Consider the following 23315-nt stretch of genomic DNA (forward strand, 5'->3'; position numbering starts at 1 on the left):
ATATGTCCAATCAGTTTCAGGTCGATCCGGGGTTAGGAGCAAGCGTGCAGCCGCAGGCATCTGTGAAAAGCGTACCCCAGCATCTGCCGGAGCTAGACGGTCTACGCGCGGTCGCCTCCCTTGGAATCATTGTCACCCACGTGTCCTTTCAGACCGGAACTGGGTGGGGGTTTGCCGGGCGCTTCGATTTTTTCGTCGCCGTTTTCTTTGCACTCAGCGCGTTCCTCTTGTGGCGCCGCCGCGGCTTGCACAGCTTAGCCGGCTATGCGCGCTCGCGCGTGGCACGTCTTTTACCGGCCTATTATGCCTGCGTGGTGGCGGTGATGCTCCTGCTTCCCGACGCTCACTCACTCACCCTCACCCAACTGCTGAGCAATCTTACTTCCACGCAAATTTATGTGGTCGACGGGTTGGCCCCAGGTCTTACCCATCTGTGGTCGCTGTGCGTGGAATTCTTCTTTTATCTCTTCTTGCCTGTGCTGGTGTGGCTGCTTGGAACGCTGCCGCGGCGCTGGCGCATTGCCGCCATTGCCGTGGCAGGAGTGCTCAGCTGGGCGTGGGGATTCGTGCCCTTTGTAGCCGATTACGCCAAGGACCAGGTCAACTCGCAGATCTGGCCGCCCGCGTATGCCTCGTGGTTTGCCGTGGGAATGCTGGCCGCCGAATTCGAAGAAGCCGGCATCAGTCGGCGAGTGCAGCGCGTGCTGCGGCCGCGCTGGGCGTGGTGGATCGTGGCGGCGGTGGTGCTGTGGGTTGCCAGTCGCGAGTGGTTTGGGCCGCAGGGGCTTATCCATCCCGAACCCGCGGAATTTTCTCGCCGCATCATGGCGGGCGCGGCCTTTGCTGCGGTCGTAGTGGTACCGGTGGCACTCGCCCCGGGGGAGAAATCTTGGCTGACCAGCCCACTCATGCAGGCACTGGGTACATGGTCCTATTCCATTTTTTTGTGGCATGTGGCCATCTTGGGTCTGGCCTTTCCCCTTACCGGGGTGCCGCTTTTTAGCGGGAAACCCCTGGACTTTTGGGTCATTCTGACCGTGACTGTGGTGGGCCCCGTGGTGGTTTCGGCCGCTAGTTATACGCTCATCGAGCGTCCCGGCCGGGATCTTCTCCTCGGTCGGCGGCGAAAAGACAGGCCACGCCCGCGGCACACAAGCAGCTAAGCAAGAGCGAATCACCCGCATAGGAACCAGACGTCCACGGTGCGCGGGCGAGGATGGCTCCGGCCGCAGCGACTACGCCGGGGGCGAGATAGGCGCGCGGGATGGTGGTCCAGCGCACTACCAACCACGCAGCCACGGCCGCCACTGCCGCCGGCCAGCCGGTAAGGGCCAGTGCACCAAGTGCCACGGCGGCTGAGGCAGCGCCCCCACGCGGTGCGTGCCAGGCGGGCTGGGACGGGCGGCGCGCGGCCGCCAGGAGGCACAGGCCGAGCGTCAGCAATCCCAAGGAACCTCCCAAGAGGAGGGTGGCGCGATAAACCGGCTGGGCGGTGAAGGACATATGGAAGTCGCCGGAACGGCCGGCCGGAATGACAAAAGCCTGGGTGGCGGCGTCGATCTCGCACGGGGTGAGCTCGTCATTGTCCAAATACCCGCGCAGGCCCTTATTAAAGGCGCGTCCGGTGACCAAGAGGCGGTCTTCCTCGCTGGCTTTAATCGAGTATCCAGTGGGCTCCGAGGGCTCCGGCGGGCGCCAGCCCACCTCGCGAAGGCTCACCCACGGTCCAGTGGTGCGCACACGGTGCGTGCCGGGGCTCAGGGTGAGGGAATCGCCGGGGGAGTAGCGGTGGGCGTCGATAAGCACCGGCTTGGTGGAATCTACCTTTACCCGCATGGGGCGCGGCGCCGTGAAGTCGCGGATGAGCACACCGGTATCTTGCAGCATCTGCTGGAAGAAGAATTGGTGCACATCGGGGGAGGTATCCGGCACGGTCACTACGCGCTCGACCGGCTGGCCCTCTACCCCTAGTTCCGCGATGCCGGTGCGGTGGGACAATTCCACGCGGATGGCCTCGGTATCGCCGCCGGGAACGCGGACCTCCTGTGCATGGAAAGGCTTGAGATCCACGTCCACCGCGGCACTGCCGGAGCGCACCGTAACCGTAGTGGCGCTGGTGGCCATGAGCTTTAGGCGCGGTTGGGTGAAATGACCGCGCAGCTCAATCCACCCGGAATCATCGCCCGGCGCGGGCCACCACGCGGTGGAATTTTCCCCATCCACCGCGGCCGTAGCGGACTTGTGCGGTTGGGCGCCACCGAAGGCCGTGGCATCGGCTGCCGAGGAGGAGACCGCCACGGAACCGCCGTGGGTCTCGACCTGGCTAAGAGGCCCTGCGGAAGGATAATCGCGCAGGCGGTTATTTACGTGGCTGGGGTCATCTGCAGCCAAGGGTGCGGAGATAGGGCCATCGAGGGTGCCGTAGTTGCGGTCCGAAAGCGTCGGGGTATCGGTGACGATATCGGCATCGCTATCGACGAGCTGGCGGGTGGTGGGGCCATGGTGGGCGTCGAGAAGCGCCAAGGCTTCCCCGCCGCCGGCCACGCGGACTGGGTCTGTGGGCCCTAAGGACATGCCGGCGTGGTTGAGCAAGATGACATCGACCTCGTCGAAGCGGTGGACTTCGCCGCCAAATTTACTGGCCAGGGCCTCGTCCTCACCGGTGAAGAGATCGTGGCGCACCATGATCGCGCCGATGCCCAGGCGCTGAAGGGAGCGCACGCCGGTGGCTGGGTCCTCCTTCAGTGCGGCCATGACGCCGTCGAGCCCGCGGATAGCCTCTGCTGGTACGAGTGGAACGGCATCGCGCACGGCCCAAGGGACATCGAGCAGCGGCTGGGCCGGCTCATCGCGCGTCCACCCCCAGGTCTGCCGGGCAAAGGATGCTTCCGGGTAGATAAGGGTGCGGGTATCGGCGGCATGAGTATTGATAAAGTCCGTGGCCTCGTGCCAGTAGGAGGGAACCTCCTTATACGCCCCCAGCGGCAGCAAGCGCTGCGACCATGCCGGGGAGATGACCGCGATGCACAGCAGTAGCGTGAGCGCGCCTACTGTCTGCTTCTTGGTAGGCCGCAAGCTCTGCGGTAGAGGCAGATGCGCGCAGGCGCGCGCGACACCCAAAAGCAGTGGGATGCGCACCAGCGGATCAAACTTATGCAGGTTGCGCAGCGCGGCCAGCGGGCCATCGAGAGCATCGAGGTACCACCCCGCCTGGCAGCCCAGCACCGCGATGCCCACCATTAGGACAACGGCCCACACACGCGGCAGTTTGGTGAGTCCGTAGATGCCCACGGCCGCGATGCCCATGGTGACCAGCACGAAGAAGGATTCGGTAGCCAGCGCATTGCCCGCCACGCGCTCGGTATCTACAAACGGTGTCCAGCTCGTGGTTCCGCGCAGAATTTCTGGCAGGTTGAGCCAGCGCGTGGTCACGCGAGCGGATTCGATGAATTCCGTAAACGGCGGGGCGTAGCGGCCAAGTACGATAAGCGGGCCGATCCACCACGCCGATACCGCCAGGCACCCTAGGATCCAGGCCGCGCCGGGTTTGAATGCGCGGCGGTAGAGCACAATTACCGCGGCCGGGGTGCAGGCGGCGATGGTGGCGGTGGCATTGACCGCACCCATGAGCGCTACGGGGATGGTGGCTGCGGCGGCGTCGCGCCAGGTGAGCTTGGCATTGAGGAAGGGCAGGATGACCCAGGGGGCGAGCATGACCGGCCAGGTCTCGGAAGAAATGGCGGTCAGGGTAGAAAGCGCGCGAGGCGAGAGCGCGTAGAGCATCGCCGCCACCCAGACCCACCCGCCGCGCAGGCCTACCTTGCAGGCGAGCTTATGAAAGCCGATGAAGCCAACGCTTAAGACCACCAGCCACCACAGGCGCTGGGCCAGCCAATCGGGCAGTGGCTGGGTCAAAACGAAGAAGGGCCCCTGGGGAAAAAGATAGCCATAGGCCTGATTTTGTAGTTGTCCCAGGGTAAAGGTATCCGTATAGGCGCTCAGTGCCCCGCGGAGAAAGTGCAGCGGATTGGCGGCCAGATCATGCTTGGTATCGGCAGCTGTCAGCCCCCACGGCTGCACGAGGAGGATGAGCGCTAGGGCAAAGATCCCCAGCGGGTAGGGGCGGGCAAGCCGCCCGCGGAGGGTACGCACACCTAGTTGCGGGATCCGTACTCAGGGCCGCCCAAAACCGCATCGGAAGCAGAAACCGCATTGCCTTCCGGCACGGTATCAGTGCCGGAGAACTGCGCGATGCCGATGATGGTGATGACGCCGAGCGCGATGCCCACAACAGCGCTACCGATGGCGGGGCCAAGGGTGCGCTTGTTCAAAGAATCGGTTTCCAGAGCCATGGCTAAAAATACTAGCAGCTATTTAGAAGTATTCTGCCTCATCATCGTCCGCGTCTTCCTCGTTTTCCTGCGGCACGATAAAGACGGGAAGGCCGGCATTGCGCACAATCTGATCGGCGGTGGAGTTGGTCCACCAGGCGCGGAAACCTGTCAGGGCGCGGGTGCCGGTCACGATGACATCCACGTCCAGCTCGTGTGCTGCATCAATGATGGCGGAGGAAATAGTGGTGGCGGATTCCACCAAGTGGGCGCGGCCAGCCAAGCCCAGGCTTTCGGCTAGTTCGATGCCCTGGCGGCAGATTTTCAACGCTTCCTCGTAGGCCGGATCCTCTTCAACGCCGTCCGGGGAGACGGTGGACTGGTGCATTCCAGTGCGGCTGACGGCGCGGGCGGTCTGCCGGGCTACGGGTTCCCAAGCGGTGAGGATTTCCACCGTGGTGGGCCGCAGCAGCTGGGCCGCGTGCTCGAGGGCGCGGCCGGCTCGTTCGGTGCCATCGTAGGCAATTAGCATTGTCTCGCCGTTACTCATGTGGCTAGTCTACCCACCGTTTCAGACAGAAGGCGAGGAATATTGCACACTGGAAGGCATGAAAACTCCGCGCATTCTCGCCAGCCTTGCCCTCGTGACGGCCTTGGGCGCCTGCTCCACCTCCCCTCAGGAGGACGCCGAGAGTCAGGACTCCACCACTCCAGCGGCATCGAGCTCACCGGCCGCGACGCAAGAGACGCAAGAAGAGACTTCGCAGGAAGCAGCCCCGCAGCAGGACATCCGCGCCATGGCCGCCTCTGTGTTGATGCCCCCGGTCACCAATTACGACGATGCCAAGGCCAAACTAGATGCTGGTGTGGGCGGAATCTTTATCCCCAGCTGGGCGGATCCCAACCTGCTGCAGGAGGAGGGCCGCGATATTAATGCCCTGCGCCAAGAGGTAGGCCGCGACTTTGAAGTCTCCATCGATTTTGAAGGCGGGCGCGTGCAGCGTTTCTCAGAGATCTTGGGCGAGTATCCCGCACCGCAGCAAATGGCAGCCGAGCGTTCCCCGCAAGAGGTGGAACAGCTCGCGCACGAGATTGGTACCACTCTCAAGGCGCATGGCATCAACGTGGACTTCGCGCCGGTGCTCGATGTCGATGGCAATGGCCTAGAGGTGGTGGGCGATCGGTCCTTTTCCACCGACCCCGCACAGGCGGGTGAATACGGCGCCGCCTTTGCGCGCGGGTTGGATTCCGCTGGGGTGAAGGCCGTATTCAAGCATTTCCCGGGCCATGGACGTGCCTCCGGTGATACCCACTTGGCCGAGGCAGTCACCCCGCCGCTTGAAGATCTGGAGGGCCATGAGTTCATTCCTTTTAAGACCGCCCTTCCCCAAGCGCCGCATGCCGCGCTCATGATGGGCCACCTCGCCGTGCCCGGTTTGGGCGATGGCCAGACTCCTGCTTCTATGCTGCCGGAGGCTTATGGCTTGGCTCGCGAGACCCTGCAGTACGACGGCCCTATTTATACCGATGACATCGGTGGCATGAAGGCGATTGCGGATTCGCTCCCGCTTGCCGACGCCGTCGTGACCTCCCTCAATGCCGGTGCCGACATGCCCCTGTGGTCCACCGAGGGCGATATCAATGCGGTAATCGATGCCGTTGTCGGTGCCGTGGACGAGGGGCGCCTGCCGCGCGAGCGCCTCGAGGACGCGGCCCGCCATGTCAGCGTTCCACCGGCTGACGTTGCACCCGAGGCCGCACAGGACTAGGAAAAATACCACTAAAACCGTTAACCTTTAAGGCGTGAAAAAGGCAGAAGGAAAAAACGGTGCTAAAGGCTGGCTCATCGCGCTCGGTGTATTTGTCGGCCTTGTCCTGATCGCGGGTATTGCTTATGTCTGGGATGTCGCGGCAAACCAGGACAAGATTCCGCGCGCCGTTTCCGTCAACGGCGTGGACATCTCCGCCATGGATCGCACTGCCGCCGTGGAGAAGCTCGAAGATGAGCTTGCGGGCGTAGAGACCGAACCCGTTTCCGTCACCTCCGGTGACCTTCACACAGAACTCGTCCCTTCCGAATCGGGCCTTGCCCTGGATAACCAGCGGGCCGTGGACAATATTAAGGAGCCTTCCCTCAACCCTTTCACCCGCCTGTATAGCTTCTTCCGTTCCACCCGGGATATTCCGGTAGAGACCAACGTAGATGAAGCCCAGCTGCAGCCTGCCTTGGAGCGGGTGAAGAAAAACCTTTCCACCGACCCTGTCGATGGCATGTTGGAGCTTAACAACGGCGAGCTCAAGGTCACCGACCCGAAGCTTGGCCAAACCGTGGATGCCGGCTCCTTGCACAACGCGGTCACAGAAAACTGGCTCGATTCCGAGGGCGTGGACGTGGACCCAGAAGAGGTAGAACCGGCCATCAATGATGCGGCCATCGAGGCCATGCGCACCGGCGACGCCGCTAAGGCGCTGGATAATCCGATTACCTTGAAGGCTAAAAATAATGTCACGGCTACCCTGAATAAGCCGGAAATCTCCCAATTCACCAGCATTGAAAAGAAGGACGGCAAGCTCAAGCTCGCCGTGGATACCAACCGCGCGCAGGAGCTGTTGGTGGAGCGCTCTGAGGGCGCCGATGTGCCCGGGGTGAATGCCAAGATTTCCTTCAACGGCAATGACAAGCAGGTCACCCCGTCCGAAGATGGCGAAATCATCGACTGGGAACCGACCATGAAGGATTTTGACAAGCGCGTGACCGGCGATGACCGCGAGTGGGACGCAACCTATAAGCCGGACCCAGCCAAGTTCACCACCGAAGATGCCAAGAAGGCGACCTTCAACGATACCGTCGGTGAGTTCACCACCGAGGGCTACTCGGCTGCCTCGGGCAAGAACATCGAGCTGGTAGCCCAGCAGGTCAACGGTGCCGTGGTCAACCCGGGCGAGACCTTCTCGCTCAACGGCTACACCGGCCCGCGCGGCACTGCCCAGGGCTATGTGGAATCCGGCATCATTATTGATGGCCACTCCGGTTCCGCCGTCGGCGGTGGCATCTCCCAATTCGCCACTACCTTGTACAACGCTGCCTACTTTGCGGGCATGGAAGATACCGCCCACACCCCGCACTCGTACTATATTTCGCGCTACCCCGCCGGCCGCGAGGCCACCGTTTACGAAGGCGCCATCGACCTGCAGTTCACCAATACCTTCAACACCCCGGTCCGCATTGAGACCGACTTCGGGGGCGGCAAGATTACCGTGCGTTTGAAGGGCACCAAGACCGTTGACGTTGAGTCTGTGAACAATGGCCGCTGGGCCAATACCGACCCACAGCCGATGTCTGTGCCAGGCAGCGACTGCTCGCCTTCCTCTGGTGCGCCAGGCTTTACGACGTCTGATACCCGCATCATCAAGGACCTCGGCGGCAAAGAGCTCTCCCGCGAGACCACCACCACGGTCTACGACCCGCAGCCCATCGTCCGCTGCGGCTAGTAGGCTCGGAGCCATGGAAGAGAGAGCTCTGACAACGCTCATCTTTGGCAATGTGGTTATCGAATCGAACCTGCGCGGGGCAGAGCTGCGCGTTTACAGCGAAGATTGGCGCGGATATCAGCTTCGGACTGACCTTGGAGTGACGTTCCGTGCCCCGCTGGATAATATCCGTGGCACCGTGCCTCAGCGTGATATGGCCGAGCTTGTGGAGAGATTCTTGAAGCCGGCCGCCGCAGAACTAGAGGCGCACTATCCAGGCGGGGTAGAGCGGGCACAAAAAGAACTTGCCCAGTGGTTAAGCGCCACAGACTAGCAAGAAAATTCCCCCCCGAAAATTGGAGCCGACGACGGGAATCGAACCCGCGCTAGCAGCTTGGGAAGCTGCAGTTCTACCATTAAACTACGTCGGCACTGCGCACTTGTGCGCTCCGGCCTACTATACACCTTGGCCTTCGGCATGAGTAGAATTGGGGCCGTGCTTCTTTCAGATCGTGATATCCGTTCCGCCATCGACGCCGAAGAATTGGGCATCGAGCCCTTCGACAGCGAGCTTATCCAGCCCTCCTCGGTAGACGTGCGCTTGGATAAATATTTCCGCGTATTCAATAACTCGCGGTATACGCATATTGACCCCAAAGAGGAAATGCCGGATCTCACCACCTTGGTGGAGGTAGAAGAAGATCAGTCCTTCATCCTGCACCCAGGCGAGTTCGTCCTCGGTGCTACGTTGGAAAAGTTCACCCTGCCTGCAAACTTGGCAGGCCGCTTGGAGGGCAAGTCTTCCCTCGGTCGCCTAGGATTGTTGACCCACTCCACCGCGGGCTTTATTGACCCAGGCTTTTCCGGTCACATTACGCTCGAGCTTTCTAATACAGCCAACCTGCCCATTGCCCTGTGGCCGGGCATGAAGGTGGGACAGCTGGCGATTTTCAAGATGACTTCAGCAGCTGAAAGCCCTTATGGCACGGGTTCGCTGGGGTCGAAGTACCAAGGCCAGCGTGGCCCGACGCCATCGAAGTCTTACCTGAATTTTCGATAGGCTTAAACCGGTATTCACATAAGGCCTTTAAGATAAGGCCTTATGCGTATGACTGTAATCGGCACCGGATACCTGGGTGCAACCCATGCTGCGTGCATGGCCGAGCTCGGCCATGAAGTACTAGGCGTGGACGTAGATGAAAATAAGATTTCCGCTCTTAAATCGGGCCAGGTTCCGTTCTATGAACCGGGCCTGCCGGAGGTTCTCGAGCGCAATATCGAGGCCGGACGCCTCGATTTCAGCACGGACTACGAAGAAGCAGCCGAGTTCGGCAATCTGCACTTTTTGGGCGTCGGAACTCCGCAGCGCCGTGGTTCCTACGCGGCGGATATGACCTACGTTAAGGCCGTTATTACGGACTTGGTGCCCAAGCTCAAGGGCGATCACATCATCTTCGGTAAATCTACCGTCCCGGTCGGCACCGCCGCGGAACTCCAGGAACTAGCCAATGAGCTTGCCCCAGAAGGCGCCACCGTGGAAATTGCCTGGAACCCGGAGTTCCTGCGCGAGGGCTATGCCGTCAAGGACACCATCACCCCAGACCGCATCGTGCTCGGCGTTGGTGAAACCAACAATGAAAGTCGAGCTGAAGAGGTCGCGCGTGAAGTCTATGCCCAGCCGCTCTCGCAAGACACCCCATTTATTGTCACGGACTGGCAGACCGCGGAGCTGGTCAAAGTCTCCGCTAACGCATTTCTAGCCACCAAGATTTCCTTTATCAACGCAGTCTCCGAAATCTGCGAGATTGCGGGCGCGGACGTGACCGCGCTTGCCGACGCCATTGGGCTCGATGAACGCATCGGCCGCAAGTTCTTAGGCGCCGGTCTCGGCTTTGGTGGCGGTTGCTTGCCCAAGGATATTCGCGCCTTCATGGCCCGCGCCGGCGAACTTGGCGCCGACCAGGCGCTGACCTTCCTGCGCGAGGTAGACGCTATCAATATGCGCCGCCGCGACCGCGTGGTAGACCTTGCCAAGGAAGCCTTTAATGGCTCTCTGCTTGGCCACCGCGTGACTGTGCTGGGCTGTGCGTTTAAGCCCAATTCCGATGACGTGCGCGATTCGCCCGCCCTTGCCGTGGCTGGTTCCTTGTCCTTGGCTGGTGCGGCAGTGACCGTCTATGACCCAGAAGGTATGGACAACGCCAAGAAGGTATTCCCTACTCTGGATTACGCCGCAAACACCGATGACGCCCTGCGCGAGGCCGAGCTGGTGATTCTTGCTACCGAATGGAAGCAATTCAAGGAATTGGATCCGCAGCAGGCGGGCCAGCTCGTGGACAATAAACACATTATCGACGGCCGCAATGTGCTGCCTGTCGCCGATTGGCAGCAGGCAGGGTGGAAGGTTGAGGCCTTGGGCCGCACCCTCTAGGCGGATTCGGACAGGCTAAAAGTAGAGGCTGAGCAGCGTCGATGCTGGCTCAGCCTTCTGCTTAGGCTTAAGCTTTTGTACGCTTTGGCACCGTGAAAGCCGCAATGGCTGTGGTGATGGGAACCGCGAGGGTCAATGCCATCGCGCCCACTCCGGAACGCAGCAGTTCCGTTGCGACGAGATCGCTGCTCAAAATCTGTCCGGCAGGGCGTTCTGCTGCGGTAATCAGCATGAGCAGCGGCAAGGTCGCGCCGGTATAGGTGAGAATCAGCGTATAGACCATGGAGGCAATATGGTCGCGGCCCACCTTCATTGCGGAGAGGAAAAGCTGTGTAGGGCGGGCATCAGGATCCGCTTCGTGGAGTTCGGTAATGGTGGATGCTTGGGCCACGGCGACGTCGGCAAGGCTGCCCAAGGCGCCAACTACAAAGCCGCATAAAAGCACGCCCACGATGGATACGTTGGGCATATAAAGAAGTAGCTTCAGGTTGTCCTCGGAACTATAGCCTTGTAGCTGCGAACTATCGATAGCGGCCCACGCTAAGGCTGCTGCAAGAATGAGAGCGGTGAGGGAACCACCCACCGCCGATGCCGATTTCCAATTCATGCCGTGGACGAGAGGAACGGCCAGCAGAATGATGGCAGAGCAGGCGACAAGGGCGGACCACAGGGGATTATGGGCGTCGATAAGAGCGGGGACGAGGAACGCAAAGATCACGCCTAGGCTGAGCGCCAAGCCGATAAGGGCGCGCACGCCATGCCACGCCGCAAAAGCGATAATGACGACGGCTACGATTACTGCCCACAGAGCTAGGTTTCCGGTGCGCTGATAATCAGCAAAAGCATAGGACACAGCGCCGGAAGGGTCATCTGCCTTAGAAAGAACAATTTTGTCGCCCGGTTTAAGCTGCGGATCGCCGGCATTGCCGTAGGTGACCAATTGGGTCATGCGTCCTTCGTCCTCGCCGGAGGTGATATTGACTAAGGCGCGGTCGCACTGCACTTCCTCAGACCCAGGAATGAGCGGCGGTTTATCAAAGGCCTGTCCAGTAAGTTCCGATTGGCAAGCAGAGTGATCTGTCGTGTCGACCGTGCCCTCGACCTGTGGGTGGTTGAGGGCATAGGTTTGCTGAAAATCGGTGGAGGTGTGCTCGCTGGCTGGGCTAGTAGGCCACAGCAATGCCATGCCCGCAATGGTGGCTATAAGAGCTATGACGAGCACGCCGAGCAAGGCTAAGCGCCAAGGATGGTGAGCTATCGAAGTAGAGAGCCGACCCCGTGAACGAGGGGTCGGTTGAGGTTTAGGTGCCGCAGAATGTCTTCCCATGCACCATATTGTTATGGATTATTACTATCATTAGCAACTTGCGGGGAAGAAAGCTACTGCTTATAGCTCACCAGGAAGTTGCCAAGGCGCTCAATGGCGTTTTCGATTTGGGATGCCCACGGCAGTGTGACTACGCGGAAGTGATCTGGGGTCGGCCAATTAAAGCCGGTTCCCTGCACCATGAGGATCTTTTCCGCCTTCAAAATATCCAGCATGAGCTTGGCATCATCATGGATTTCATACACATTCGGATCCAAGCGCGGGAAGAGATAAAGCGAGCCCATAGGCTTTACCGCGGAAACGCCGGGAATCTCATTGAGCTTCTCGTAGGCGATATTGCGCTGGCGCAAAAGACGCCCGCCGGTACCAGTGAGCTCGAAGATGGACTGCCGGCCACCCAATGCCACCTGGATGGCGTGCTGCGCCGGTACGTTCGGGCACAGGCGTGTTCCGGCAAGTAGCTCAAGGCCTTCGATGAAGCCACGGGCGTGGTGCTTAGGGCCTGTAAGTACCATCCAGCCGGCACGGTAGCCACACACGCGATAGGCCTTGGATAAGCCATTAAACGTGATGGTGAGAAGGTCAGGGGCTAGGGAAGCGATGGAGATGTGCTGCGCGCCGTCATAAAGAATGCGGTCATAGATCTCATCGGCCAAGATGAGCAGGTTATGCTCGCGGGCGATGCTGACAATCTTCTGCAGTACTTCGCGCGAGTAGACCGCACCCGTTGGGTTATTAGGGTTAATGACTACGATGGCTTTGGTCTTATCCGTAATCTTGGACTCGATGTCCTCGATGGATGGATTCCAATCATCCTCCTCATCACACAAGTAGTGCACTGGGGTGCCACCTGCCAGAGAAGTAGCTGCGGTCCACAATGGATAATCCGGTGCTGGGATGAGAACCTCATCGCCGTTATTAAGCAGCGCTTGGGTGGTCATGCTGATGAGCTCGGAGACGCCATTGCCCAAGAAGACATCGTTGATGTCGAAGGGTGGGAAATCCTCCAGCTCGTAGCGGGTAACGATGGATCGGCGGGCAGGAATGATTCCCTTGGAGGTGGAATAGCCCTGGGAAGTAGGCAGGGCGGCGATCATATCGCGCATGATGACATCGGGTGCTTCGAAGCCGAAGACGGCCGGGTTACCGGTGTTGAGTTTCAAGATGGTGTGGCCATCGAGCTCCATGCGTTCCGCTTCCGCAGAGACCTCGCCGCGGATGTCATACGCGACGCCCTTGAGTTTGTCGGATTGGTCAAAGATGCGGTGTTTGGGAGAAGTCATGGGAATATTGTGCCACGATTCACAGCTGCACAAAATGCTTCAACACCGGCGATGACTATTTTTTATTCCACTCGCTGAACTTCCGCTTCGCCAGATCCATGGCTTGGCCGGTGATTTCGCCAGCTTGCATACGGCGATCGGCCCACATCTTTTCCTCGATCATTTTTTGCTGCGCGCGCTCATGCGCCGTGAGAGCGCGAATCTCGCGCAGCTGTTGCCGCTCAATCTGGCGTACGGATGGTGCATGCCACGAGGAGGGGCCGACCTTGGCGACGTAGAGCATGATCCACAAAATCGGAATGAGGGCGGCTGCCGTGACGCCACCTAACAGTAGCCATGGGTTGCTCATGGTAGCGCTCAAGAAGATCAGCGTGGGGCTTGCTACTGCAAGCACCACAGAGCCGGAAAGGGCAGTCGCAAACTTCGGTTTCTTGCCTGCATTATGCGCACGGGTGACGTCTCCCCGGGAATAAATCTTGACCTCGTGGGAACCACGCGCCGGAATGTCTTGGAAGACGGGCACGAGGTCTTGGTGGGTGCTGGCGCGCATGACGTCGTCCGAGCGGTCCTCGAACTCCTCCATGGTTAACCGGCCTTCACCCACGGCGCGGGCGAGGTCATTGATGGCATCGTTGCGCTCGGAATCGGACAGGCGCAGAGTCCGATTGACAGGGGAAGAACCAAAGTTATTACTCACGTTTTCCAGTCTAGGAAAATTCTGCTCTTCCAGGGACGTGCTCTCAGCGAACGCAGCCTATAGGTCCTTGGATTCAGCGTCAGGGCTCTTCTCGTCTTTCTTTTCTTGCTGGTTTCCGCCTACCAGGCTGGCCAAGAATGGGAAGATGGCGACGGTAAGCGCTCCACCGGAGACGAAGATCGAGGCATTCTCGGCCTCCATGATTCCGGAATTGACCGCCAGGGACGTTACCGCCACGATGATCGGCAGACCGGTAGCGGAATACAAACCTACTTGGAGGCGCTCGCGGAAGGTTTCAATATCAGATCCGGTATGCCCAACATTTTCGCGCAAGAAGACGGGCAGGCCACGCGTCACCAAGATGAGAGCCGGAATGCCCAGTACCTTCCACGGATTATGAGCGATGGTATCCCAGCTAATGCTCATCCCAGAGACCACAAAGAAGACCGGAATAAGCATCGAATAAAACACCACATCGAGGCGGTGCTCTAGGCGGCGGTGGAACTCATCCGGGATAATGCGGTTCAAGATGATGCCGGCAGCAAAGGCACCGAGCACAATATCGAGTTCAAAGACTGCGGTAACGGCCATAAGAATGGCCAGAATAAGAATGATAAGACGCAGAATCGTTTGGTTGGTTGAACCCGCACCAGAGATAAAGGCGGTCTTTACCCAAGGGATCGTTGATGCGATAGCCGCCGGCATGATGGCGACAGCAACGGCGATGATGATGAAGAACAACAAAATGATCATCGTCGTCAGCGTGGAACGAGTACCCAGCAATAGTGCCATTGCGGTAATGGGGGCGACCTCACCAATGGCACCGTGAATCATCACAGAGTTGCCCACCTTGGTGCCCAGAATGCGGTCCTGCTTCAGCATCGGCGTGAGCGTGCCCAGCGCCGTTGAAGTCAGTGCCAAGGCAACCACGATGGCACCGGGCACGTTATCTACTAGGAAGTAGGCGCCCACTCCACAGGCGAGGGCACAGATTGCCCAAGTGGATAACGCCGTTCCGGCTTCCTTGGTTTTGAGGGTGGAGATTTGAATTTCAAAGCCCGCGAGGAGAAACAACGCTCCCACGCCAAGCTCCTTGAGCATTTCGATGCCTTCGTCCTCGGCGGCTAGGTCAAGCACCGAAGGGCCAATAATCATGCCGAAAATCAGCAAGAGGGCTACCGATGGAAGACGGTGGCCTAACATATAGGAGACCAGCGGCGCCAGCAGGGCCGCGGCCATGATCCAAGCGAAGGAGACGAGGGAGTGTGTATTTTCGGTCGCGCCTGCCGCCAGCAGCAGGGCATCGGTGGGGAGTCCCGCATTAAAATGCATGGACTACAGCGTACGCACCCATGCCCCTGCGCGCCTACTCAGATTCAGGCGGCTGTGGCGCGCTTTCCGACGCCGGCGGTGCCGGAGCCGCCGGTGGTGCTGGCGGGGCAGCCTGTGGGGGCTTCGGGGCCGCAGGCGGCGTCGGTGCCGACGGAGCAGAAGGTGCACTTGGTGCAGGCGCAGCAGGTGCCGCGGGCGCAGCGGGTGCGGCCGGTGCTGCGGGTGCGCTAGGTGGAGTTGGAGCGCTTGGTGCCGCGGGCGCTGCGGGAGTTGCCGGTGCTTGGGGAGTTTGCGGTGCAGCTGGCGTTGTCGGTGCTGATGGAGCAGAAGGTGCACTTGGTGCAGGCGCAGCAGGTGCCGCGGGCGCAGCGGGTGCGGCCGGTGCCGCAGGTGCGCTTGGTGGTGTTGGAGCGGCTGGTGCTTTCGGTGCAGGTGCTGCTGGGGCACTCGGTGGGGTAGGCGCGGTCGGTGCGGCGGGAGTTGCCGGCGCTTGGGGAGCTTGCGGTGCAGCTGGCGGCGTCGGTGCTGATGGAGTAGAAGGTGCACTTGGCGCAGGCGCAGCCGGTGCCGCAGGTGTGCTGGGAGCTGCCGGCGCCGAGGCGGACGGGGCGGGGGCGCTGGGAGCATCGGAAGTGGGGGCGTCGGCAAGCGGGGCAGCGTTGGTGCCGGTGGACTTCTGGTGGCGCACCGGAGTGGCAAGGAAGGCCTTGGGGTGGGGCTCAGGCAGGGTGCCGGCCTCATCGAGGGAAATGGAATTGCGCAGCATCACTGCCACGTCATTGACCTTGGCGGCGGGGGTGGAATCCTGCGCCAAGGACTTCACGCCGCCGGTCATCATGACATTACAGAAGGGGCAACCGGTGGCAATTTCTTCCGCGCCGGTCTCCAAAGCCTGCTCAGTGCGGAAGTCATTGATGCGGGTGCCAAGCTTTTCTTCCATGAACATGCGGGCACCGCCGGCGCCACAGCAGAAGGCTTCGTCGCGGTTCTTGTCCATCTCGCGCAGTTCCACGCCGGTGGCCTCGAGTAGCTCGCGTGGGGGATCGAAGACCTTATTGTGGCGACCGAGGAAGCAAGGGTCGTGGTAGGTAATCGGCTTGCGGTTCTCCGGCGTGCGCGGCACTGGTTTGAGCAGGCCTTCGCGTACCAGGCGGTTGAGCAGCTGGGTGTGGTGGAAGACGTCGAAATGCCCGTCAAAGTCCGGGTACTCGTTGCGGATGGTGTTAAAGCAGTGCGGGCAAGTGGTGATGATCTTGCGCTGGCCCTCCGGTACGCCGTCGAAGGCGTTGTTGAGGGTCTCCACGTTTTGCTGCGCCATCATCTGGAAAAGGAACTCGTTGCCAGCGCGGCGGGCAGGATCGCCCGTACAGGTCTCGCCGGTGGAGAGGACACCAAACTTCACGCCCGCGGTATGCAGCAGGTCTACGACCGCACGGGTGGTGCGGCGGCCGTCGTCATCATAGGCGCCGGCGCAGCCCACCCAGAGCAGGTATTCCATATCGGAGAAATCGGCCTCGTCCTCACCGATGATGGGCACGTCGATGCCATCGGCGCGGGCCTCATCGATCCAGGCGCGGCGCTCAGAATTATTCCGGCCCCACGGGTTGCCCTTGTTTTCCATGTTTTTGAATAGGCCGGTGAGCTCGGAGGGGAAGTCAGATTCAGCGAGCACCTTGAAGCGGCGCAGGTCTGCGATGTGGTCGATGTGCTCAATATCGGTAGGACACTGATCCACGCACGCACCACAGTTGGTACAAGACCACAGCACATCATCATCGATAACGCCGGCCATGGACAGTACATCCAAGCCCTCGTGCGGGTTGTAGTTATCCAGCGCTCCCTGGCGCAGGTCCATCATGAGCTTTTTGGGGCTCAGTGGCTTCTCGGTATTCCAGGCTGGGCATAGCTCCTGGCAGCGACCACACTCGGTACATGAAGTGGAATCCAGCAGCATCTTCCAGCTGCCTGGTGTGATGTCCTCTTCCAAATCCGGGGTGGGCAAGGACTGCAGTGCCTTTTCACCGGTGGCATTGCGTTGGAAGAAAATATTGAAAAAGCTGGTGAAGCGGTGCCACATGACGCCCCACTGGAAATTGCGGGAGATAAAGACGATAAACAGCATGCCGGACAGCAGCTTGAACAGGGCGAAGAAGCTCACCAGGGCCGGTGACTCGGGGAAGAGCTTGGCCAAGTGGATACTCAAGAAATCCGCCCAGGCGGAACCGCCGCCGTAGGTGGCGATCTTGGTGGACTTCACCAAGATCATGCCGAGGCCCTCGGAAAAGACGATGAACTCTACCCAGCGTGCGGAGGCGGTCTGGGAGTTGAAGAAGCGGCTGCCACGCTCGGTATCGCCGAGCTTGAGGCGCACACCGATGAGGAAGCCAATGCCGAGCACCGTCGCGATGCCCAAGACTTCTTCCACAAAGTGGTAGACCGGCCAGTGGCTGAGCCACGGCCAGCCCTTATTCGGTGCGAAGGTTTGGATATAGGCCTCGAACCACACCAGGATGCCGAAAAGGAAGCCCACCATCACCAGCCAGTGGGCGGCATTGACTAGAGGTTTTCCCTTGAAATGGGAGTGGCCAAAGACCTCTGCAATCACGCGCCATAAACGCTTGCCTATATTATCGGTGCGTTTGAGCTGGGTAGGCCCGCCCGAGCGGATGAACTTGAAGAGGGCCCATACGCGGGTGAAAAAGTACAACCACACCGGAATCGATGCGGCTATAGCGATCCAACCGAACACGGTGGTCATGCGTGCTCCTTTAAAACTGATGCTCCACGTTTCTCTCTACCTTAAAGCCTAGGGCTGGAAATCAGAGAGTCTGCATTCAGTGCGGAGGCGTGACGTCCTAATAACGAAAGCCGCCCTCAGCCTCTGCGCGATCGAACGCACGAGAAGCGATAGGCACCATACGCAGCTTTCGGGGCAGTACTGAGAATGCGACTCTGACGCTGCGAGAGAAAAGCTTGAGCCTGCGCGCGTCCTTCTTAGTCCACTCCCAACCCAGTTTGTTTCGCAGCTTGTCAGGAATGAGACCAATAGCTACCCACAACAAGAGGCGTGAAGCATATGGAGAAATAGGGCGCCACAGCCAGTTAGGGACTTTGGGATCAGGGCTGTCTAGTGTCAACCCATTGATAATGCGAGAACGCTCAATGGTTTCGCTTATTGAGAGCTCATCGATCATGCGATCCATGTATTTTTCATACTCGGCATATGACTTAGGTGCATCATCGGGTTCAGCGACGCCATAGAAGCTGTACCAAGTCCGAGTCTCCTGGAATAAACGCTCGCGCTCCTCGCTGCTCAGAGGGTTCATGAAATTGCCCGCCAAGGCATATGGCATAGCAGCGAAAGTGGCGTGCGCCCAGTAATAGACCTCAGGGTTTAGAGGGTGGTAGCGACTTCCATCGGGGTGAGTTCCCTTAATGTCTTTGTGAAAATCACGAATCATGATGCCAACTTCTGGGCCCTCATAAACTGTTCGAATAATTGGGAACGCAGAGCGGACCAAGCGGGCTACCTCATTGTCAAAGACATTGGAGTGCTGGACCAGGGAACGGCTAATGTCGCGGTGTGCAATTTGGAGAAGTCCGGCGGACAGAGCGACGAAAGCGGAACGCCAATCACCAAAACGCTGCCACAGTAAAGAATCTGGACCAAGCTCTGGGAGTTCCGGCTGGCTTGGATGGGCCGTGGAGTCAACGAAAGTAGTGCTGGTGGGATTGCTCAGGTTAGTCATCATGCCTCCTTGAGGGCGGTAGCTTTATTGCGCTGTTAGGTAGTGGAAGAGACGGTCTGGGCGTCATAGTTGCTAGCAGTTGTAAATGCGTGCGCGCCGGCGTCGAATCCTGCAAGGGTAGTTCGTATGCCGCGGACGGTACCCGGCTGAACTAGCCACTTATCGTGCTTTACAGTCAGTGCGCCTGGACCGCGAATCTCCAATTGGCGTACGTATCGACGGCAGTGATCAGCGCGCGCTTCTACTGCTGCGAGTGGATGCCGCTTCAAGTAAGAATCCTGTGGCACTGGCCCATCAACGAATAAAGTATTGGGAAGCCCCAGTACCTCAATTCCGTGATGAAGATATAAGTCATCGATCTTGGTATGCGGCCGTCCTGGAACTGAAATCCATGGTGAACTTTCTCCGGTAGCTCGGATAAGAACATCAAAAGATCGGGATTCAAGTCCCGATTCTCCACTGTAGGAAACGGTCCAGTGACCTTCTTCAGCATCGAATTCTGCTGCCGTTACCTCTGTCGATCCGCGGAATATGGCACCGCTCGCTTCGACGGCAGCTTCGAGGTGCTGCGAAATCGACGCCGGTGACCCATCGGTTCTGGTCAGTCGAAGGTACGGGGTGCGAAAATGAAAAGACCGAGAGACCCTTGGCGCATTAGGCGAGGTGAACTGACCTCCGATCTCCGAGTTCTTATCAAAAAGTGTCGTGTCGAATCCGGCGAATGCGCACTCAGAGGCGGCAGCGCATCCTGTCACCCCGGCTCCAATCACGGCAACGGTTGGTCGACGGTAGGGCTTGAACATTACTGTTCCTTTCGAGGTTGCAACGGTAGGGTGCGGAACCTTTCGTATCGAGTAGTGGATTTGGGGGTTAAAATTATCGCGGGATGATATGTGATGATACACACATTTATTGTTGATGTGAAGCGCATCACACAAAATGTGTAGTTGTGTGATGTCTTGAGATGCTAGGGAAGAAAACGGAGAAACCTACCTAGGCGAAGGGCAGCGGTCATAAGGCTGCCGTAGAACCGGCGTGGTAGCCACCGCGGACCTCGCATCGGCATAATTCGCTGGGCGGAAATGTTCTTGGCCTCTGTGTACTTTGTCAGGCCTTCTTCACCATGGCGGCGAGCTACACCGGATTCTTTTACTCCTCCCAGTGGGGTAGAAATTGATGCCCACGTCGCGGCGTAACCGTCATTAATGGTGACACCTCCGGCGTCTATTCGTTCTGCGATGTCGCGCGCAGTCTCCGGCTTGCCAAACACGGATGCGTTTAGTCCATACGAGGTTTCATTTGCCAGGAAAATTGCCTCATCGATGTCACGAACTCGTTGGACAAAAACTACTGGTCCAAAGACTTCCTGGGTTGCCAATTTGATGTCCGCGCCCACATTGGTCAGAACAGTGGGTTCGAAATGATATGGACCGATGTCTGGTCGGGGCTTTCCGCCTGTAAGGACAGTTGCTCCTTTTGCTCTTGCATCATCAACCAATCCTTGCACTCGGTCCAGTTGCTCCGGACCGATCAAAGAGCCCATAGTGTAACCCCAATTCAGTCCCTTGCCTAAGACGATGGATTCCGTGGCTCTTTGAAAGGCTCTTAAGAATTCATCATAGATGGACTCAGGAACATATATTCGCTCGATGGATACACAGAGTTGTCCAGAATTGGAAAAGCAGGCCGTGGCTATGGTGTCAATATGCTTTTCGATGTCTGCATCGGGAGCAATAATCATCGGGTTTTTACCGCCAAGTTCAGCGGAGTACCCTACGAGCCGCTCACCCACCGTTTTTCCTAAAATCTTGCCGGTTTGGGTAGAGCCTGTGAACATGAGGTAATCGCACTTCTGTGAGATGGCACCACCTACAACTTCCCCAGAGCCCGTGACGATTTGTAGAACATCATGGGGAAGACCCGCCTCTTGGAGTAAGCGGAGAGAAATGAGATTTGAAAAGGGCGTGGACCAATCTGGTTTCGCTACCACTGCGTTTCCTGCAATTAGGGCTGCAATGGCATCAGAAATCCCTAGGGCGAGAGGATAGTTCCAAGGGCTAATCTGGCCCACGACTCCCTTGGGGAGCCTTTGTAGAGAAGTGCTGGTAATTAGGGGGAACGCCCCCGGCCGCTTAACGGTCGGTAGCAGTTTAGGGGCAATGTTGGCGTAGTAGCGTGCATTGTTAAGCACGTCGAGCACCTCGTCGTATGCAGCGGTGCGATCCTTGCCAGTTTCTAGCTGGATGAAATCCGCAAGGAGTTCTCGGTGCTTTCCCACAAGGCGGTGGAATCGCCGGAAAATCTTCACTCGGTCTTTGACGTCAAGTTCTGCCCAACCTTTTTGAGCTTTGCGGGCACGCAGAAAGGCTTCATCAACATCTGCGTCGGTTCCCGTTCCAACCCAGCCAAGTTCTTCATCAAAGAGCGGCGAGTTAACGGCATGGTGTTCACTGCTATCTAAGGAGCCGGTAGCGAAGTTTGTAGATAGTTGCTGCAGCTCCGATAAAAGGTCCTGAGGTAAGGGTCGTTCTTCCAGGCGGTGTGGTAATGGCATGAAAAGCTACTCCAGAAAGCTAAAGGTTCGTGAGCTGGTCTGCTCACGAACCCGGTGTGGATGAATTAGAACGGGCAGCCTGCAGCGCGGCGTGCTGCAACTGCGTCATTAGAATCGCCTTCGGCATTCGGTTTAGCCGTATCGGAAGCCTCGGCGGCTTCATTCTTGGGCTGGTAGGCCTGAATGGTCTTAGGCTCCTTGTATTTGCCCTCGATCATGCCGTTTTTGATCATTAGTGAGCGGCCCGGTTCCATGAAGCGCTTGTCCTCGGGGAGGAGAGTGAAAACCTTTCGAATAGCCTTAGCTATGCGATCGAAGCGCTTTTGGTCTCGCGAGGTCCATTCCAGATCTAGAATCCGGCGATACTTTTCTGGCAGGGTGCCAATAGTGAGCCAGATAGTGCTGCGCATGATCGGCTTCCAGATACTTTTCCACAACCGAGGCGGGACACCATCGGGGGCCTTGACTGGTTCTACACGAGCTGTGCGCAGCGCGAAGTCGACCGTCTCGTTGCGCTCAAGCACGTTTTCAACCATGTCATCCATATAGGCGACGAGATCGTCATAGTTGTCAATGACTGGGCGCTCAGACATGCCGTACTTATCCCACCACGTCACGCCTTCGCGGACCAGTTGATCGCGCTCAGCCTTGGTGAAAGGCGTGCCAAATAGATCCTGTGCATAAATAACGCGATAGACAAAGGTGGCGTGAGCCCACCAGTAAGTTTCCGGATTGAGGGAGTGGTATCGCTCGCCGCTTTGCAGGGTTCCTTTGATAGTCACGTGATAATCGCGGATGCGCTCGGCTAAGTCTCCATCGTCGTAGATGGACTGAATGATTTGCGGTGTGGAGCGTTGAAGGCGTGCGAAGGGCTCGTCAAAAAACTTGGAGTGGTCGAGCAGTGATTGTCCGATGGCCGGGTGCATATTCTGCAAAATTCCGGTGTACCCGCGCAAGAGCTGTAGGCGGTTGTCTGAGCCCCATTTCCAAAGCAGGGAGTCAGGACCTAATGGGGCACGGCGCAGCTTGCGCTTAGATTCGTTGTTAGCAGTGTCCTGGCTAGATTCACTAATTTCAGGAGAATTTTTGGAATCAGGCAAGTTAGACATTGGAAAGCCCTCTCTAAATGTTAACTATGGAATGTTGTGTAGCGTATCACACACAGAGGGTTCCATGTTGCGTGAAGCACAAACTGGTACCGAGGGGCATGTTATTGGGGTGGACGAGACCTGTGGGGGTGTGCTCTTCCGGGCTGGGGGTTTATTGCGACCGATCTCGCTTCCGTTTCAAAGTTCCGAAAGCGAAGGGGGTGTGCCTATTTATTAGATGATTTGGTGAATTATGCAATTGGGAGTGCAAGATTGTGCTCCAAGTCTCAGTTTGTGTTAGAATGTGAAAAATTACTAGTAAAGGCAATTTTGAGCTAGCTGTGTGATTGTCTTAATGGTCACGTGGCTTCTTGGCACAATGGAGATCTTCGGAGCAGCGAGAGCGGCGGGAAGCCTTAGCTCTGCATAGGTTATTTTTGTTAGAGAAAGGTCCCTTCATGGGCAGAATAAGCATTCCAAAATTTGCGGTGGCGCTGACTGCTGGGTTGGCGGCTTTTGGTGTAACCGGATTTGCGGTAGCGCAAGGTGGTTTGACTGCAAACCTGGCCCTTTCAGGTACTTTTTTTAAAGTCTCCATGAGTCACTTGGAAGGCGAGGGGCTGTCTATCTTTGTGGACAAGGACGATATGGCTAAGGAAACAGTTCCTGCAGCGCGTTTGAAGTTCGAGCATGCCTTGGCTTCAAATCTTTGCTTGTCGGCGACGATTCCAGACGTTCCTGGCGTCGGCGAGACCACTCTTGCGTTGCGAGCCGAAGGTGATAACAGTGTTGAGGTGCGAAACCTGCTGGTTGGGGCAACGGACATCAAGGGTCAACTAGATCTGACCAATGCCAACGTGGGTATTGATGCGCACCAAGTAAATGATCGCGCAGCACCTGGCGCGTGGGGACTGAACTCCGAAAAGGTGGTATTGAGCGCAGATGACATCCGCACCACCTCCGTGGGGGCTGAAAAGCTTTCTGCAAAGGGCGTAAACGTGGATGTAAAGAGAGGACACGAGAATGGCTGCTAGTTCTTCGCAAGAAGAAAC

Annotated in this window: 19 protein-coding genes, 1 tRNA gene and 1 pseudogene; 7 read left to right on the forward strand and 14 right to left on the reverse strand. The window is 58.3% G+C overall.

Features of this window, described 5'->3' with window-relative positions; genetic code table 11:
- The first annotated feature begins 2 nt into the window (after positions 1-2).
- On the forward strand, positions 3-1163 hold the full coding sequence (locus WMP96_RS07125; protein WP_340432607.1) for an acyltransferase family protein: 1161 nt from the start codon (positions 3-5) through the stop codon (positions 1161-1163).
- Here WMP96_RS07125 and WMP96_RS07130 read toward each other — a convergent pair.
- From WMP96_RS07130 to WMP96_RS07140, 3 genes are read right to left on the reverse strand one after another with little or no spacing between them, the layout of a single operon-like run.
- Positions 1084-4152, reverse strand: a complete 3069-nt coding sequence (locus WMP96_RS07130; RefSeq protein WP_340432610.1) for an alpha-(1->3)-arabinofuranosyltransferase domain-containing protein — start codon at positions 4150-4152, stop codon at positions 1084-1086. The two genes, WMP96_RS07125 and WMP96_RS07130, sit on opposite strands and share 80 nt — an antisense overlap.
- A gap of 2 nt (positions 4153-4154) precedes the next feature.
- Positions 4155-4352 (reverse strand): DUF2613 domain-containing protein, encoded by a 198-nt coding sequence (locus tag WMP96_RS07135; RefSeq protein WP_005325448.1) that lies wholly within the window; start codon positions 4350-4352, stop codon positions 4155-4157.
- 22 nt (positions 4353-4374) lie between these two features.
- Complete coding sequence (locus WMP96_RS07140) at positions 4375-4881, reverse strand: universal stress protein (protein WP_034655562.1); 507 nt, start codon at positions 4879-4881, stop codon at positions 4375-4377.
- A gap of 58 nt (positions 4882-4939) precedes the next feature.
- On the opposite strand from WMP96_RS07140, the gene WMP96_RS07145 reads away from it, so the two are divergent.
- From WMP96_RS07145 to WMP96_RS07155, 3 genes are read left to right on the forward strand one after another with little or no spacing between them, the layout of a single operon-like run.
- Positions 4940-6100 carry a glycoside hydrolase family 3 N-terminal domain-containing protein gene (locus WMP96_RS07145; RefSeq protein WP_301716250.1) on the forward strand — a complete coding sequence of 387 codons (1161 nt, stop codon included), beginning with the start codon at positions 4940-4942 and terminating at the stop codon, positions 6098-6100.
- 34 nt (positions 6101-6134) lie between these two features.
- Positions 6135-7823 carry a VanW family protein gene (locus WMP96_RS07150; protein WP_301716251.1) on the forward strand — a complete coding sequence of 563 codons (1689 nt, stop codon included), beginning with the start codon at positions 6135-6137 and terminating at the stop codon, positions 7821-7823.
- Positions 7824-7836: 13 nt separating this feature from the next.
- On the forward strand, positions 7837-8136 hold the full coding sequence (locus WMP96_RS07155) for a hypothetical protein (RefSeq protein ID WP_301716252.1): 300 nt from the start codon (positions 7837-7839) through the stop codon (positions 8134-8136).
- A gap of 23 nt (positions 8137-8159) precedes the next feature.
- On the opposite strand, the gene WMP96_RS07160 is transcribed toward WMP96_RS07155, so the two are convergent.
- Positions 8160-8233 (reverse strand) — tRNA-Gly (locus WMP96_RS07160).
- A gap of 65 nt (positions 8234-8298) precedes the next feature.
- Here WMP96_RS07160 and dcd point away from each other — a divergent pair.
- Together dcd and WMP96_RS07170 are read left to right on the forward strand one after the other, a co-directional pair.
- Positions 8299-8862 carry a dCTP deaminase gene (gene dcd, locus WMP96_RS07165; protein WP_034656041.1) on the forward strand — a complete coding sequence of 188 codons (564 nt, stop codon included), beginning with the start codon at positions 8299-8301 and terminating at the stop codon, positions 8860-8862.
- A gap of 42 nt (positions 8863-8904) precedes the next feature.
- Complete coding sequence (locus WMP96_RS07170) at positions 8905-10233, forward strand: UDP-glucose dehydrogenase family protein (RefSeq protein ID WP_301716254.1); 1329 nt, start codon at positions 8905-8907, stop codon at positions 10231-10233.
- Between the two features lie 67 nt (positions 10234-10300).
- On the opposite strand, the gene WMP96_RS07175 is transcribed toward WMP96_RS07170, so the two are convergent.
- From WMP96_RS07175 to WMP96_RS07215, 10 genes and pseudogenes are all read right to left on the reverse strand, one after another.
- On the reverse strand, positions 10301-11464 hold the full coding sequence (locus WMP96_RS07175; RefSeq protein WP_301716279.1) for a YibE/F family protein: 1164 nt from the start codon (positions 11462-11464) through the stop codon (positions 10301-10303).
- A 149-nt stretch (positions 11465-11613) separates the two neighbouring features.
- Positions 11614-12843: a pyridoxal phosphate-dependent aminotransferase gene (locus tag WMP96_RS07180; protein ID WP_301716255.1), complete on the reverse strand. Its 1230-nt coding sequence runs from the start codon at positions 12841-12843 to the stop codon at positions 11614-11616.
- A gap of 55 nt (positions 12844-12898) precedes the next feature.
- Positions 12899-13501, reverse strand: coding sequence for a DUF1707 SHOCT-like domain-containing protein (locus tag WMP96_RS07185; RefSeq protein ID WP_396335054.1), 603 nt, complete (start codon positions 13499-13501; stop codon positions 12899-12901).
- A 96-nt stretch (positions 13502-13597) separates the two neighbouring features.
- Complete coding sequence (locus WMP96_RS07190) at positions 13598-14872, reverse strand: cation:proton antiporter (RefSeq protein WP_301716256.1); 1275 nt, start codon at positions 14870-14872, stop codon at positions 13598-13600.
- Positions 14873-14906: 34 nt separating this feature from the next.
- Positions 14907-17630, reverse strand: a complete 2724-nt coding sequence (locus WMP96_RS07195; RefSeq protein WP_301716257.1) for a (Fe-S)-binding protein — start codon at positions 17628-17630, stop codon at positions 14907-14909.
- Between the two features lie 97 nt (positions 17631-17727).
- Complete coding sequence (locus WMP96_RS07200) at positions 17728-18624, reverse strand: oxygenase MpaB family protein (RefSeq protein ID WP_051138306.1); 897 nt, start codon at positions 18622-18624, stop codon at positions 17728-17730.
- 32 nt (positions 18625-18656) lie between these two features.
- Complete coding sequence (locus WMP96_RS07205; protein ID WP_232212560.1) at positions 18657-18890, reverse strand: hypothetical protein; 234 nt, start codon at positions 18888-18890, stop codon at positions 18657-18659.
- A gap of 387 nt (positions 18891-19277) precedes the next feature.
- Positions 19278-19424: pseudogene (locus WMP96_RS11750) on the reverse strand (FAD-dependent oxidoreductase); the annotation flags it as partial.
- 164 nt (positions 19425-19588) lie between these two features.
- Entirely contained in the window at positions 19589-21175 is a 1587-nt protein-coding gene (locus WMP96_RS07210) for a succinic semialdehyde dehydrogenase (RefSeq protein ID WP_023020031.1), read from the reverse strand.
- A 65-nt stretch (positions 21176-21240) separates the two neighbouring features.
- Positions 21241-22284: an oxygenase MpaB family protein gene (locus WMP96_RS07215; protein WP_340432624.1), complete on the reverse strand. Its 1044-nt coding sequence runs from the start codon at positions 22282-22284 to the stop codon at positions 21241-21243.
- A 575-nt stretch (positions 22285-22859) separates the two neighbouring features.
- On the opposite strand from WMP96_RS07215, the gene WMP96_RS07220 reads away from it, so the two are divergent.
- The gene (locus WMP96_RS07220) at positions 22860-23297 is read left to right on the forward strand and encodes a DUF6230 family protein (RefSeq protein ID WP_244169565.1); all 438 of its coding nucleotides are present in this window, start codon (positions 22860-22862) and stop codon (positions 23295-23297) included.
- Positions 23298-23315: the final 18 nt, after the last annotated feature.

It is taken from the genome of Corynebacterium sp. KPL4035, assembly GCF_037908325.1.
GTDB lineage: Bacteria > Actinomycetota > Actinomycetes > Mycobacteriales > Mycobacteriaceae > Corynebacterium > Corynebacterium kefirresidentii.